Source organism: Bradyrhizobium sp. USDA 3397 (assembly GCF_054060965.1).
The window spans coordinates 3,698,301-3,711,201 of record NZ_JBSSDS010000001.1 but is presented as its reverse complement, the minus strand read 5'-3'; the positions used below and the strand labels follow the sequence as shown (position 1 = coordinate 3,711,201).

Annotated in this window: 11 protein-coding genes and 4 pseudogenes; 5 read left to right on the top strand and 10 right to left on the bottom strand. The window is 61.7% G+C overall.

Going from position 1 to position 12,901, the window contains the following annotated elements; all coding sequences use genetic code 11:
- Positions 1-2: 2 nt before the first annotated feature.
- Both ACVWYQ_RS17160 and ACVWYQ_RS17155 read left to right on the top strand, forming a co-directional pair.
- The gene (locus ACVWYQ_RS17160; protein WP_456726071.1) at positions 3-437 is read left to right on the top strand and encodes a GNAT family N-acetyltransferase; all 435 of its coding nucleotides are present in this window, start codon (positions 3-5) and stop codon (positions 435-437) included.
- Between the two features lie 225 nt (positions 438-662).
- Positions 663-929, top strand: coding sequence for a DUF3551 domain-containing protein (locus tag ACVWYQ_RS17155; RefSeq protein WP_456726070.1), 267 nt, complete (start codon positions 663-665; stop codon positions 927-929).
- 195 nt (positions 930-1,124) lie between these two features.
- Here ACVWYQ_RS17155 and ACVWYQ_RS17150 read toward each other — a convergent pair whose 3' ends face one another.
- The 10 genes and pseudogenes from ACVWYQ_RS17150 to ACVWYQ_RS17105 form a co-directional block, all read right to left on the bottom strand.
- Positions 1,125-2,696 carry an MFS transporter gene (locus ACVWYQ_RS17150; RefSeq protein WP_456727176.1) on the bottom strand — a complete coding sequence of 524 codons (1,572 nt, stop codon included), beginning with the start codon at positions 2,694-2,696 and terminating at the stop codon, positions 1,125-1,127.
- An 827-nt stretch (positions 2,697-3,523) separates the two neighbouring features.
- The gene (locus ACVWYQ_RS17145) at positions 3,524-4,555 is read right to left on the bottom strand and encodes an IS110 family RNA-guided transposase (RefSeq protein WP_456727175.1); all 1,032 of its coding nucleotides are present in this window, start codon (positions 4,553-4,555) and stop codon (positions 3,524-3,526) included.
- 767 nt (positions 4,556-5,322) lie between these two features.
- Positions 5,323-5,538 carry an HNH endonuclease gene (locus ACVWYQ_RS17140; protein ID WP_456727174.1) on the bottom strand — a complete coding sequence of 72 codons (216 nt, stop codon included), beginning with the start codon at positions 5,536-5,538 and terminating at the stop codon, positions 5,323-5,325.
- 63 nt (positions 5,539-5,601) lie between these two features.
- Entirely contained in the window at positions 5,602-6,000 is a 399-nt protein-coding gene (locus ACVWYQ_RS17135; protein ID WP_456726069.1) for a group II intron reverse transcriptase/maturase, read from the bottom strand.
- A 173-nt stretch (positions 6,001-6,173) separates the two neighbouring features.
- Positions 6,174-6,305: pseudogene (locus tag ACVWYQ_RS17130) on the bottom strand (helix-turn-helix domain-containing protein); the annotation flags it as partial.
- Positions 6,296-7,435, bottom strand: coding sequence for a TniQ family protein (locus ACVWYQ_RS17125; RefSeq protein WP_456726068.1), 1,140 nt, complete (start codon positions 7,433-7,435; stop codon positions 6,296-6,298). The pseudogene ACVWYQ_RS17130 and the gene ACVWYQ_RS17125, both read right to left, overlap by 10 nt.
- Entirely contained in the window at positions 7,422-8,318 is an 897-nt protein-coding gene (locus ACVWYQ_RS17120; protein WP_456726067.1) for a TniB family NTP-binding protein, read from the bottom strand. Before ACVWYQ_RS17120 ends, ACVWYQ_RS17125 begins: the two co-directional genes overlap by 14 nt.
- Positions 8,319-8,649: 331 nt before the next feature.
- Positions 8,650-8,796, bottom strand: a pseudogene (locus ACVWYQ_RS17115) (Mu transposase C-terminal domain-containing protein); the annotation flags it as partial.
- A 375-nt stretch (positions 8,797-9,171) separates the two neighbouring features.
- Positions 9,172-9,990, bottom strand: coding sequence for a hypothetical protein (locus tag ACVWYQ_RS17110; RefSeq protein WP_456726066.1), 819 nt, complete (start codon positions 9,988-9,990; stop codon positions 9,172-9,174).
- Between the two features lie 325 nt (positions 9,991-10,315).
- Entirely contained in the window at positions 10,316-10,600 is a 285-nt protein-coding gene (locus tag ACVWYQ_RS17105; protein WP_456726065.1) for a Tn7 transposase TnsA N-terminal domain-containing protein, read from the bottom strand.
- A 547-nt stretch (positions 10,601-11,147) separates the two neighbouring features.
- Here ACVWYQ_RS17105 and ACVWYQ_RS17100 point away from each other — a divergent pair.
- The 3 genes and pseudogenes from ACVWYQ_RS17100 to ACVWYQ_RS17090 form a co-directional block, all read left to right on the top strand.
- Positions 11,148-11,452 (top strand): annotated as a pseudogene (locus tag ACVWYQ_RS17100) (DUF2840 domain-containing protein); the annotation flags it as partial.
- A 30-nt stretch (positions 11,453-11,482) separates the two neighbouring features.
- Positions 11,483-11,989 (top strand): S26 family signal peptidase, encoded by a 507-nt coding sequence (locus tag ACVWYQ_RS17095; protein WP_456727173.1) that lies wholly within the window; start codon positions 11,483-11,485, stop codon positions 11,987-11,989.
- Positions 11,971-12,888 (top strand): annotated as a pseudogene (locus ACVWYQ_RS17090) (lytic transglycosylase domain-containing protein). The gene ACVWYQ_RS17095 and the pseudogene ACVWYQ_RS17090 overlap by 19 nt, the downstream one beginning before the upstream one ends.
- The last annotated feature ends 13 nt before the right edge of the window (positions 12,889-12,901 follow it).

Genomic DNA, 12,901 nt, shown 5'->3' with positions numbered 1-12,901 from the left:
TCATGATGTCGGAAAGCGCAGCTTTTTTTGCGCGGGGAACCTACGCCACCATCACCGAACTCTACGTTGTGCCAGACCAGCGATCATCCGGCGTCGCAATGCGTCTCATCGAGGCTGCCGTGGAGCTCGGCATGGTGAAAGGCTGGACTCAGCTTGAGTTGGCGGCGCCAAGGCAGCCAATGTGGAGCCGCAATCCTGGCCTTGCCTTGTACGTCAAGGCAGGTTTTGCGGAGATCGGCCCGCGCCTGCAATTGCCGTTGCAGTGCCTAGCCAGCTCGCGTTCGCAAGCCAAACCGAAGAAACGATTGCGATCTGGTAGCCGGCGGCAACGTGCCGCCACCAGCTCTATTCCGAATTCGATTGCCGCAGGACTGGCATTGGAATTCTCAGGAAAGTCGGTCGCGGCAAACAGGACTCGTCCACGTCGGAGGAGATGAGCAGATCACAGCCAGGAAGGAAAACTGGCGACCGGTAGCGATCCACGAAGAGGCTGACCGGCCTGATCCCTCTGCGGTGCTGCAGGGGCTTGCAGATCACGGGCTCTTGATGCGTCCGGGCGCTCGTAGGATGCTTCACGGAATCTTTTGGCTTTGATTAGGATCAAGATGTCAAATCCGGAGTCGTTATCCCTTGTAGCAATATTCAACTGTGCTGGAGGTCTCATGCGCAATCCTGTCTCTATCGGCGTATTTACCAGCCTTATCTTCGTGGGCTTTGCATCGCCTTCGATTGCCGCTCCGCAACGACACGCCTACGTCTCCCAAGCTCGACAGGACGCTTATTGTTTGCAGGGACGCGCCTGGGGATACCCAGGCAATTGCCAGTTTTCGACCTATGAACAGTGCACGGCCACTGCATCAGGGACCGATGCATATTGCGGCTTGAATCCCACCTATGCATTCGAGCGGCAGGGAGGACAGTGGCGCTGACATGTCATCGGCGAGTGTTGTCGATAGCTCGTTCTCCGATGTCTTGCCGTGCGCGCTCGACCTGGCCCGCAAAGTAGACCGCAAGTTCGGAGGCGATCGCGGTGCCGAGGCACTACGCGCATTCAGGCTGGCAGAGCGCGTCTTCGAGCCAGCTGTCCGGTCCTTAAGCGCCTGCGTCGACGGCGCTCCACCGGGTTAGTTTTTATCTCGGCTGCACTCCATCGTGCGGCGTACACGCACCTTGCCCGGCCCCTCGTGGAATTCCTTGATGACACGGGCTTCCAGCGCCCGCTCGACCTGGGTGGGGCGGCTGCGCTGCCGCAGGTAATCGTGCCATGTGTGGAATTGATAGCGCTCGATCCACCTTTCTGGATCCGCCATGTCTCGCGCAATCGACCAAGCATAGGCGCCGTTACGCTGTCGGATCAGCCTAAGGCCTTGCATCATCTCTCGAAACCCGTGTGAATTCGGCTCCATCACCCGATAGTCGATCTCGACGACGATGGGTCCATCGCGTCCCACCACGGGCATCCGGACCGCCGGATCCTCCAGCAGGCTTCCTTCTTCGACGCGAGCGTCTACAGGCGGCATTCGCAGACGCAGACCGACCAGTGGCGACGCCAGCATCAGCCCCGCCGCGATCAGCAGGGTGTTTTCGACACCGCTGGCGTCGGTCAGATGACCCCACCCCCAGCTACCGAGTGCCAGGCCGCCGGATGCTGCCGCCTGATAAGCCGCCAGAGATCGCGCGGCGACCCACCGGGGCGCGGAAAGTTGTACGCCAATGTTCAAGAGGGTCCAGGACAGGGTCCAGCCAGCGCCGGCTACGGCCAAACCCAATGCAGAGAGCAGCGGGTTACGACTGACCGCAATCACCGCGATGCCCGCGCCCATGGCGAGGGCGCAACATCGCATCGCAGCTTCACTGCTGAGGTGTTTGCGCACCCGAGCGATATTGGCGGCGCCGATGACGGCTCCGAGGCCAAATGCCCCCAGCAACAGGCCGTATGTTGGCGCGCTGCCCAGCAGAAGATCGCGTGCCACCAAGGGCAGGAGCGCCAGGATCACGCCACTGATCAAGCCCATGACGACCGTGCGGACCAGCACGATCATGATCGAGGGAGAGTTCGCAATATAGCGGACGCCCAGAATGATGGCCCGGCCGAGCCGTTCCGGCGGCAGACGCGACCGCGCAGCGGCGCGCTTCCACAGATAGAGCGCACCAATGAGGGGCAAAAAAGATAGGGCGTTGAGAGCGAATGCGGCAACGGTCCCTGCCGTTGCGACAATGATGCCCCCGATCGCGGGACCCACGCTGCGGGCGATATTATAGCTAATTCCGTTCAGCGCGACGGCGGCTGGCACTGCGTGTGGTGGCACCTGTTCGCTCACCGCCGCCTGCCAGGCCGGTCCCAGCATCGCGGTGCCGCAACCTGCTGCAAAACACAGTGCGAGCAACAGGTCTGGCGTGAGCAGCGCCAGCCAGGCCAGCACGGTCAACGTGGCTGTGGCCGTCAGAGCAATGCCGAGTGAAACCAAAGCCACGATGCGGCGATCATGCAGGTCGGCAATCGCCCCAGCCGGAATCGCGATCAGCATCACCGGCAGTCCGAGGGCCGTCTGAACCAGCGCCACTTTGTCCGCCGACGATGACATTTCCGTCATCGCCCATGCCACTCCAACTCCCTGCACCAGGCTGCCCAGATTGGAGACCAGGCTGGCAACCCAGATCCTGCGGAACGTGCGGTGCCGCAGTGGAGCGGTGATGCCATCGGTGTCGGCGGTGCGGAGCGGCTTCGGCTTGGCGGGCGTACTTGGCGGCTCTTCGCGTTCCTTTGTTGGCCGATCTGTCTGCTCAATCGACACCGAATCCGGGCGATTCGGCGAGCGAAAAGAAGGATCTGGGCACACGAACGGTCGGCCTTCTTCAGGCCTGTCGTTCGAGGCCCGGCTGATTCCAATTTCGTGTCTGAGACTACCGCTTATTTGCAGCAGAATTCCAGCAACGAATTCCTTTTCTGCGCCGAATTGCTGCGCGATCGCCGTGGAGGGTCAGCCGGCGCGCATGTCTTGAGCCGCGGTGCGGAAGATCTCGGCGATGATTGCGATCGGCCGTCTTGTTAGTTGGATGACGGCTGGCCGCGGGCGAGGGCGAAAATCCGCTACCTACGTGATTCCGTTTACGCTTGAGCAGTGGAAGGGAGACGAACGCGTTAATTGAAGATGCGCGTCCAGCGCCTTTGTGCCGACTGAAGCAGGCGCGTCGCAACCTTCGGCCAGGCGAAATTTGCAACCCTGATCAATTTGGCGTCGAAGGGTCATGTGTGGACGACGCCCGCGTTGCAAGAAGATTCTGACGTTCGGCTTGCGGTCGGGTGCAAGTCATGTGTCCGGCCTGTTGCGCGGCACCATGACCGCTGGCCCTGATGTAGTCCGCGGATCGGGTCCCAATCAATCGCCCGGGCTTTGACGCCCATGACCCAGAAGCGGGTTGTCCCAATCGACGGCTCGACCGTTTCGCATCACGCCATCATCACCCTCGCAATTCGATTGTTCGCTACACCGTCGCCTCATGCTCCCATTGCCAAGCCTCTTCAGGCGGCTGCAGCGAGTTCCGGCCTTCGATAGTATCCTCCTTTGGCCATGATCGCCCAAGCGATCCGCGCCATCTTGTTGGCCACCGCAACGGCGACGAGCTTGGCTGGCTTCTTGGCCAGCAGCTTCATAATCCAGGGATGCTTTTGCGGATGCAGCCGGGCTTGTCGAACAACGGCCGTTGCGCCGATGACGAGCAGCCGTCGGAGATAGCGATCTCCCTGCTTGGAGATTCCGCCGAGCCGCTCCTTGCCACCCGTCGAGTGCTGCCGCGGCACAAGTCCGATCCATGCTGCAAAATCCCGCCCGGATTTGAAGCCACTCGGGTCTGTGACAGTGGAAGCGATGGCCGTGGCCCCGATCACGCCTATCCCGGGTACGGTTTCGAGGCGGCAGCTCATATCATTGGCACGATGATGTGCGTGAATGGCGCGATCCAGAGCCCCGACCTGCAATTCCAGAGCAGCGAGTTGATCGACGATAGCCTGCAGTGCCTGTTTCATCGCAGATGGAAGAGATTCGTGATTATTCTCGTCCGTGATGATCGCGCCCAGCTGCGCGAGACCTTCGCGTCCCGTCTCCGCAACGAGGCCGAACTCGGCAAGGTGGGCTCGGAGCGCGTTGATCAGCTGCGTGCGCTGTCGGATCAAAAGATCCCGCGTTCGATGCAACATGAGTAAGGCTTGCTGATCGGTCGACTTGATCGGCACGAACCGCTTCGATGGGCGTGCCACGGCTTCACAGATCGCGGCTGCGTCGGCAGCATCGTTTTTCGACCGTTTGACATAGCCCTTCACATAGCTCGGCGGCATCAGGCGAACAGTGTGACCAAGCTTGGAGATTTCACGTGCCCAATGATGACCGGTGCCGCAGGCCTCCATACCGACCAGGCAACCGGGAAGCTTGCTGAAAAAATCCAAAACCTGCTTCCGTCGCAACTGACGGGTGATGACAACCTTGCCCGCACTATCTACGCCGTGAACTTGGAATGCATTCTTGGCGAGATCAACGCCGATGGTGTTAACATGCATGTGGACGACCCCCTCCGGTGATTCGTTGTTCAACGATCACCCCTTTGGCACATTCGATGCTTGGAGCGGGCGTCGTCCACCACATCAATCGCCACGCCGCAACTCCGATCGCAAGCGCAGGAGGCCTGGTAGAAAACAAGCAAGGGGCCTGGTAGAAAACAAAAAGGCTCTTTCGGGCCTATGCGACATGAGGTGTCTCGGGGCGAACCTCTTGACCCCTTCCGGGGCTGTCCATCTCATGAGATGGCCCTGACGTTTCCACCAGGAAGGGCTGATTGTGCTCACGCCCTGTGTCAAGCGATCTGCGCGCAATCTCGTGTGCCCCGCACTCGAAATTCAACGATCTTTCTAGATCCGCAATTCCCAACGTTCCCTCTCTTACCAAGATTGTATCGGCGTTGCTGGATCAAGTCATTGAATACGAAAAGCAAGTCGCCGCCAGACTTGGTGGGTAGATCGTCGGCAATGATAAAAGAGTGGGCGGCATTCTTCTGGTGAGGGAACCAGGCCGCAGGCCCGCCTGGATGGGATTGGGAACGCCTCGGCGCCTTCTCAATTGGCGCCTTTGGATGCTTTCGATCCTGGTATGGGCTGCAGGAATTTCAGGTCTCCCGGCTTAAGTCTCGTGGAATTCTTTCGTCTGGGCGCGTGCGGCTTTCGCCGCAGCGGGCTCTCGTCAACCGAGCCGCTACGCGTCTCGTAGGGTAGGCGCGGGACACCTCGAAGAGGATATCCCTACGCCTCCCCCCAAACCGTGCGGGCACTTTTCAATGCACACTGCTTTCCGTACGCGCATGCTCTCGACCGGAGACGGCTGCACGGCATGACGGGCACAGGACAATGGTCTTGCGCCGCCAACCGGACCGTTTCCAGACCGTCAGCGATCCGCTTCGCAAGTCACCTAGGCGGCGGAGATGATGCATCTCAAACGGTCCGGTCGTATCGCTGCACGCTTCGCATCTGCGAGCGTTGAGGCGATCGATCAGATCATTTGGGCTTTTGACCCACCGCGCCCCTGCTGTGACGTTGTCGACTACAGGACTTGTTCAGTAGGTTTGGGTCAGATGCTTCAACCTCCACAGCTTGATGCTGCGAAGCTTACCACGGACCACAGAGCTGACCTCGTAGTCCGTACCATTCCACAGACGCGCCATGGTTCTCGCTCTCGTCGTCCGATGTCGCATCGCCAGCGTCTTCACGAGGCTACGGAACACAACAAGCTCCAACAGCCCCAAGGCGCCCTTGATGTCATCAGCAAACGAATGGTAGTTCGCAAATCCACGGAACTCTGAGTTATAGGCGAGGACGGTTGCGACATCGCTGGTAACCAAGAACTGCTCGCGCGGACGGCCAGTTTTTCTGGCGAGATCGCCATAGCCATGTCGCTTGCAGAACTCGGCGCAACGGTCAGTCTCCTTCGCAAGAGAATCCTGCGGCGTCGCCACGGACCGTGCATGCGCAGCAGTCGATCCGCGACATAGATCGTGATCTCGACTCCGAAGCGACGCATAGCTTCGTTCTGCACGCGATCTGTCCGCCAGCGCGGCCCATCGGGCGAGGCTGTGGCGATCCAATCGGCAAGCTCAGAGGCTTGCGGTCCCGAGAGCTGTCCGCTTGGTCGTTCGAGCGCAGCCTCGAGCCCTCCCTGTGCGCCGCGCTTGATCCAGCGATACAAGGTGCGCGGGCGTACATCGGCGACTTCTGCGGTAGCCTCGACCGACAAGCCATCACGCACATCGGCTATCGCCATAAGCCGAGCGCGACGATGTGCCAGCCGCTCGCGCGCCGCCTGAGCGCGCAGCTCGTCGCCAGTCTCCGGCAAGTCATCGATCCAGCCGCGCCACCAGCCGCGTTCGCCGTTGTTCCGTTCGTCCGGCCAGGCTGCCAGGAACAACGCCTCCACTTGACCGCGTATCGCCGGATCAAGTGCGGGCCAGCGCTGCATCTGTCGGCGAGGGCGCACGGCACGCAACATTGCAAGCGCCGCCTGTGTTCGCATTGGCCAGGCTTCAAACATCCATGCCAGGATCGCCAGGCCTTGATAGGCCTCGGCCGGCTCGCCAGCCGATGCTGCGCCCAAATCCCGAGCGATCCGCGCGAACTGCACCTCGCGCGCGGCCGCCTTGCTATCGATCCACACCGCGCCGAGCAGGGCGTCGAACAGAGCCACGGCCACAGACCAGCTGATTTGGCCGATCCCGGGCAAATCGATTGCTCCGCCTGGCCGACCTTCAAGAACACGTCGCTGAAATCGCAATACCGGCTCCGTGGCGACTCGCTCGCGGCGCGGGCCAACCGGTGGGCGCAGCGCTGACATCTGTCCGGCGCAAAATGCGCAGTACTCGACAGTCCGGGCAGCCGCAGCTTCGCTCCGCACTCGGGACAGGTCCGCAGCAATACCGTGCCATGGGTCGGACAGGCTACCAGCCAGCTAATTGTCCATGTCCGCCGAACATAAGGAGCCTCGTCTTCGGCGAGGCAGTCGGGACAGACGCCTATCCGCCGCGGCTGATGCGACGGCCGCTCCGAAACGAAGCGCTGCCGACTAAACCGCTCCGGCATGGCGTCAGCATGCCCGTCATCCGGCCAGTCGGCGAAAGTGAGCGAACGAATCCGTCCGCTCGATACGCCAGTCCCGCGGGCAAGCGCCGCGACTACGAGCGGATCAGGCTTGCGCCACCAATCTGGGTGATTCGCTCGATTCCGCTCGCCATCACCGAGCAGCAGGGCATCCGGGGCAACCGCAAACGGCTGAGCGTAGCGCAAGAGCCAGGATGGCAATGCTTCATCCGGCAGCGGTGCGACGAACGCGCGCAACGGCAGCGGGCTGACCGCCGCATGCTCCCAGAGCTCAACCTCGAAGATGTCAGCCGGCGACACGTCGGCGCTCCCGTGGAGGAATGAAGCCGATGTCGTCGATTCTTTCGATGCGAATGCGTTCTTCGCCGGCAGCGACGGCTGCGGCCGCGGCTGTCGTGATCAGACAGACGACTTCGCCGAGAATACCCTCAGCGGCGTTCAATACCTTTTGCGCGAAAACCTGCTCTTCCATGCCCGATCGCTCGCGGAGCGGCAGCATCGCTTCCAGTGTGTTGAGCAGCCGCAAATACTCTGCGTCGTATTGCCGTGGCGGAAGACTGAAAGGAGTAAATCTGTTGGCGAGTTGGTCATCACTCTGGATCGCGCGCCAAGCCTCCGCGGTTCCTGCCGCGATAAGCGGAATCTGCAGTTCGTTACCAAGCCAGCGCAGCAGGTTGAGGAAGCGGCGTTGCTGTGACCGTGAACCCGACAGGATGTTATGTGCTTCGTCGATGACGAGCAGGCGCACGTCGGTCGCGCGCAGCATCCGCATCGCCGTGTCCTGCTTCGCGGCCAATCGTTCGTTGTTGCGATCAGGTGCACCGAGCGCCTCCAGCACCGCGGCAAAGAACCGACGTTCGTCCGGTGCAGGCGGCATCTGGACGTTCAAGACCGGCACGGAAATTGCGCCTTCGAAAGCTCCCGGCGCGCCGCGCAATTGGTCACGTCTGAACTTCTCGATGATCTTGGTCTTTCCGTTGTTGCTGGGCCCGACCAGCAGCAGGTTCGGCATGCGGGTTCGCTTCGGGAAGGTCAGCAGGTCCTCCATTGCCGCCAGGGCGGCTTCTGCCCGTGCGTAACCGATCCATCGATCTGCTCGGATGCGTTGGATGCGAATCTCGGCGGGCGCATCTGCTAACGACTGCAGCTGAGGGAGTAGATGCGGGTAAGAGGAATTGCTCATGTCCATTCCTCAACGTTCTTAAACAGGCGCTGATCTGGGGCAGCGGTCCGACGGGTGCGGTTGGTTCCGTTACGACTCCTGCCGGCTGTCGTTCCGTTGCGACAGCGTCGAGCCGACGGCGCCGTTCGTGTTGGCGACGCGCGGTCTTCGTCGTTGCGCTGGCGCGGTCCGCGATGCCGCGCATCACATCAATCGCGGCGAAGATGGCATCCTCATCGACCTGTTCGCGGCCTTCCTCGCGCAATCGCTTCAGCGCCAGCCGATGTTCCCAGAGGCTGATCGGCGGACGTCGCAGGTCACGGTAGCTCAGGTCGTAGTAGTGCCCATCGGGCGCGAGCAGGTAGATGCGGCTGAGATTGCGCGGATCATAGCGGATGATCATGCGTTCCTGTTCGCCAACCCAGGTCCGCAGCACGTCGGACCAATAGCCGATCGAGTGCAGAAATACGCCTTCTCGACGGACAAGCCGGCGATCCATCGGCAGAAAATCGATCAGGCAACGACGTGGATCGTTCACGCGGGTCGGCGTTCCTCGACCCGGCGTCTGACCGTCACCCAGGATGCCGCGCTGCCAGGCCGCAATCGGCGTCGTACCGATTCCGCGATGCAGATCGTGGTGATAGACGCCGACAATTGCGTGGGCGAGCCATTGCTCGATCTCATCGAGCGTCATCACGGCCGTGTCTTCCGGCTTCCAGTCGCCCTTGGCGCGGATGTCCGAGAATGTGGTGCCGGGGAGCAGGTGGACCTTGCCCATCATTGTCCCGATCAGCCGCTCGATGTGTCCGCCGTAGTGGGGCGTTCGCACGGGACGGTAATCCACTGCGATGCCGTACTGCTCGCATCCCCGCCTCTAGGCCTCCGAGTGAAACTCCTTGGCATTGTCGAGGTGCAGTCGCTCGGGCAGCCCCTCGACTGGCCATTCACCGGCGACGCTGCGCGCCATCAGCCATCCAGCCTTCGGCAGAGCTGTGTGCGCGATGCACAGTGCAACCGAGGTCGCAGACGGCGCTTCGAGCGCCAAGTGGAAGCCCGCAACACACCGCGAATGAACGTCGATTGCGATGGTCAACCAAGGCCGTTGAATCGGCTGTCGCGTGATGCTGTCGACCGCGATTACATCCACCAGCGTGTGGTCGATCTGGACCAGAGCCAGGGGCCAAGGCGCAGTCAGCGAGCCGGTCGCGGATGCGAAGCGGTCGCGCGCAACCTTCCGCCCGAAGCGCCTTGCCACGACGTCGGCCGACTTGCGCTGACCTATCCGCAAGCTGATCGCCTTCCGGCTGGGCTTCGGCAAGCCCAACGCCCGGCAGCGGCGCTGCACCTCAATGACGAGATCACTGACGCGCGGCCGCTGGCGACTGAGGAACACCTCGTTGATCGTGGCCTCAACCACCTCGTTAACCTCGGCCGGCAGCACGAGCTGTCCCTGCCGCCGGCCGCGACGTCCCGGCAACAGGCTGGTGACGCGTGCATCGGCGAGATAGCGCGCCAGCAGCCGATAGACAAAAGATGTGCTGCAGCCCAGCCTCTCGGCTGCCGCCTCAGCATCGCTTCGCGACCGCTCGGGGATCTCGGCCAGCGCGCGGACGACCTCGAAGCGGCGCCGCGCTTCGCACCAATCGGCAGCAGACACGTCCGCGAGATCGGTCGTACTTGCGGTGTGGGTCATGCTGGCCTCACCGGTGAGCCGGACCGTATCGGCGCGGTAAGGTCGACGCTGAACACACCGTGCGCGATTAGCCGCCAAACTGCGCTTAAAGCTGCACCACGTTCACACGGCATCGCGTCGACGATCCTCGCGAAGGTTGGTTCGCTAAGCGACTCGGCAATCTTTAATGCTTGCTCGGATATGGCCGGATCAAGCGGCGTGCCGCGCAGCGGGAGCAATCGCCTGGCGTTATCGAGTATCGGCGCGCGAATGGCGCGCTCCGTGGCGATCCGGAAGCGTCCGCCTTCCTTCTCGGCTGCTTCTCGAGCTGCGACGAAGCCTGGTCTCAGTCGTGCCCACTGCGCACGCAGATCAGCGGGTACTTCACCTCCACCAGCTCGGTACCGCCGCTGCTCCAGCTCACGCGGAAATCTGGCGTGTACCGTCGCCTCCGCGCGCCGTCGTCAAACCAAATCGTAACTGGTTGCGAGGTGATCGTCGCGCCGGGATCGAGGAAGGCCACTAGAAGCACGAAGTCACGTTCGAGCGCGCTCTCATGCTCGACCGCATCCCCATCGACCGGCCGAAAGCCCGTGACGTGCGAACGCCGACTGAGTGGGATGCGTCTCACCGCCCCCTCCGACTCACCATCGTGCAAGGCGAGTCTACGCCCAGACGTTGCAGTCAGTCCACGATTTAAGGACCCAGTCTATGATTCAAGGGAAAACGGACGATGCCCAAACGCTTGCAAAGACTCAACCTTCCGCCCGCGCCGGACTCGGATTCAAGGGAAAACGACAACGGCGTCACGGACCGTCCCAGGTCCGGCGGAATCGCCCGATGCCTTGCGGTCAGGAATTGCAAGCCCGGAGCCGAACTTTACGCAAAAGCTTTTCGCTCCAAGTTGTAACGATCGACGCGGATCGCGCTGTAGAGAGGCGATCGGTCCTCGGTTCGCAAGCCTCGAACCGGCGCCCGATCGCCAATGCGGAAGAAGCGATTCACAAGATCGTACGCCAACATTGACTTCACAGCGGAGCGCGCCGGCCTGCCGGACCTCGGCAGCACGGATGCGTTCAAGCTTCAGTTGGGGCGTCCAGCCGGAGCGCTTGCCATGCGCCTCCATGGTGCGGCGGCCTGTCTCACAGATCCCAGCTGACAATCGGGATGGTCGTTAGATGAGCGACCATACCAGTGTTGAACTCCTATGGCTCGACAAACGGATCGAGAACCGGATCCGGTTCGGCCGGGCCGCCTCCGAGGAGATCATTGACGGTCATCGGCGCGTCATGTCGTTCGCGCCGGGCAGTATCTTTGCATTCGTGCGTTGGAGCACCAATGACTTCGGGACCGTGCTGTCTCGTGTCGACATCTTGCGCGCCGCCGCGCCGGAATATTGGCACCACGTGTGCACAACCGCCTCTCTGTCAACGAGAACCCATCACCTTTGGCCAGCCGGACAACCGCAGCAGGCTTTCACCGTGGAGCGTGTCCTGCAACTGATCGAGGCCAGATGACACGGAACCCGGTCATTCTGGCGATGTGTGTGGCCACGGCTTTCGCGCTTTCTTCGGGCAAGCGCCCAACACCATTCTACATCTGGAACACATCAGATAGCGTTCCGATCGGACTCTATCGCCTGCAGGAAGTGGGAGCGTTGGAGGTCACCGAACTCGTCGCCGTTCGCCCGCCCGAGCCGCTGGCAAGCTTTCTCGATTTCAACGGGTATTTGCCCCTCGGTGTTCCGATGCTCAAACGCGTTCTGGCTTTGCCGGGACAAACCGTGTGCAGGACGGGGCGCACAATTATCGTCGACAACATCGAGATGGGCGAGGCACGCGAGCGCGATGCTCGCGGCCGGCCGCTGCCAGCCTGGCAGGGCTGCCGGGTGATTGCACAGGACGAGGTCTTTCTCATGAACTGGCAATCGCCCGACTCGCTCGACGGCCGCTATTTCGGGCCGATCGCGCGGTCTGCGGTGGCAGGACAGGCGCTGCCGGTATGGACGAGGGAGGAGTGATCTTGTCCGAATTCCTGGGTTCGCTGGTCACCAAGCCGTCTTGCCTGCGCCAATGCTTGTCCTGCCTTCCCGTTATACTGGCGAAGCTCCGCAGGCATATCTCTCGCTCGATCCTGCCGCGAGGGCGGGAGCCAGGCCTCTTCTCCTTACCGGCCAGGCGCCAGCTGCAGCTCGTCATGATTGCTTGCTGTCTCGACGTCCTGCTAACGCTCGGATTGCCCTCATTCGCCGGCGCAGAACCCGCTCAACGCGCAGAATCTCGCCTCGTCTCGAGCGCTGCTGGTGTCGGGGCAAATGCCGCCTCGGTGTCCGAAGCCGCGGAGCGGTTTAAGATCCCGGAGGACTGGATCCTGAAAGTTATCGAGGTCGAGAGCGGCGGCAATGCGCATGCGATATCGGCGCGCGGAGCACTGGGATTGATGCAAATCATGCCGCAGACCTGAGTCGAATTGAGCGTTCGATACGGCCTTGGCCTCGATCCGTTTGATCCTCACGACAACATCATGGCCGGGACGGCGTATCTTCGCGAGATGCTCGATCGCCTTGGATCGGAAGGCTTTCTCGCCGCCTATAACGCTGGTCCGAAGCGATACGAGGAACACTTGGTGACCGCACGGCCGCTCCCGCATGAAACGCAAGTTTACGTCCTGCGTCTAACGGAGTTGCTAGGCACTCATGGCGCAGGGCGGGGTCGTGCGGACGTCAGACAAGCGGCCGATTGGCGGCAGGCGCGCGTATTCGTTCGCATATCCGGCAGCTCATTGGCTGCCGGTTCATCGGCATCGGGTCAGCAATCGCTGGGGCCGTCAAAAGAGGCGCCTGTTGCAAGTTCATTTGCACTTGGATCTCACGCAGTCGATCTGTTCGTGCCTCGTTCAGCCAACGTGCGGCAGCAATGATGTCATCGCATGT

Bases quoted from the DNA above. Each gene is read 5' to 3' on its own strand.
- ACVWYQ_RS17145 (WP_456727175.1), bottom strand. From the start codon at position 4,555: ATGCATGTTAACACCATCGGCGTTGATCTCGCCAAGAATGCATTCCAA.
- ACVWYQ_RS17155 (WP_456726070.1), top strand. From the start codon at position 663: ATGCGCAATCCTGTCTCTATCGGCGTATTTACCAGCCTTATCTTCGTG.
- ACVWYQ_RS17120 (WP_456726067.1), bottom strand. From the start codon at position 8,318: ATGAGCAATTCCTCTTACCCGCATCTACTCCCTCAGCTGCAGTCGTTA.
- ACVWYQ_RS17110 (WP_456726066.1), bottom strand. From the start codon at position 9,990: ATGACCCACACCGCAAGTACGACCGATCTCGCGGACGTGTCTGCTGCC.
- ACVWYQ_RS17095 (WP_456727173.1), top strand. From the start codon at position 11,483: ATGACACGGAACCCGGTCATTCTGGCGATGTGTGTGGCCACGGCTTTC.
- ACVWYQ_RS17160 (WP_456726071.1), top strand. From the start codon at position 3: ATGATGTCGGAAAGCGCAGCTTTTTTTGCGCGGGGAACCTACGCCACC.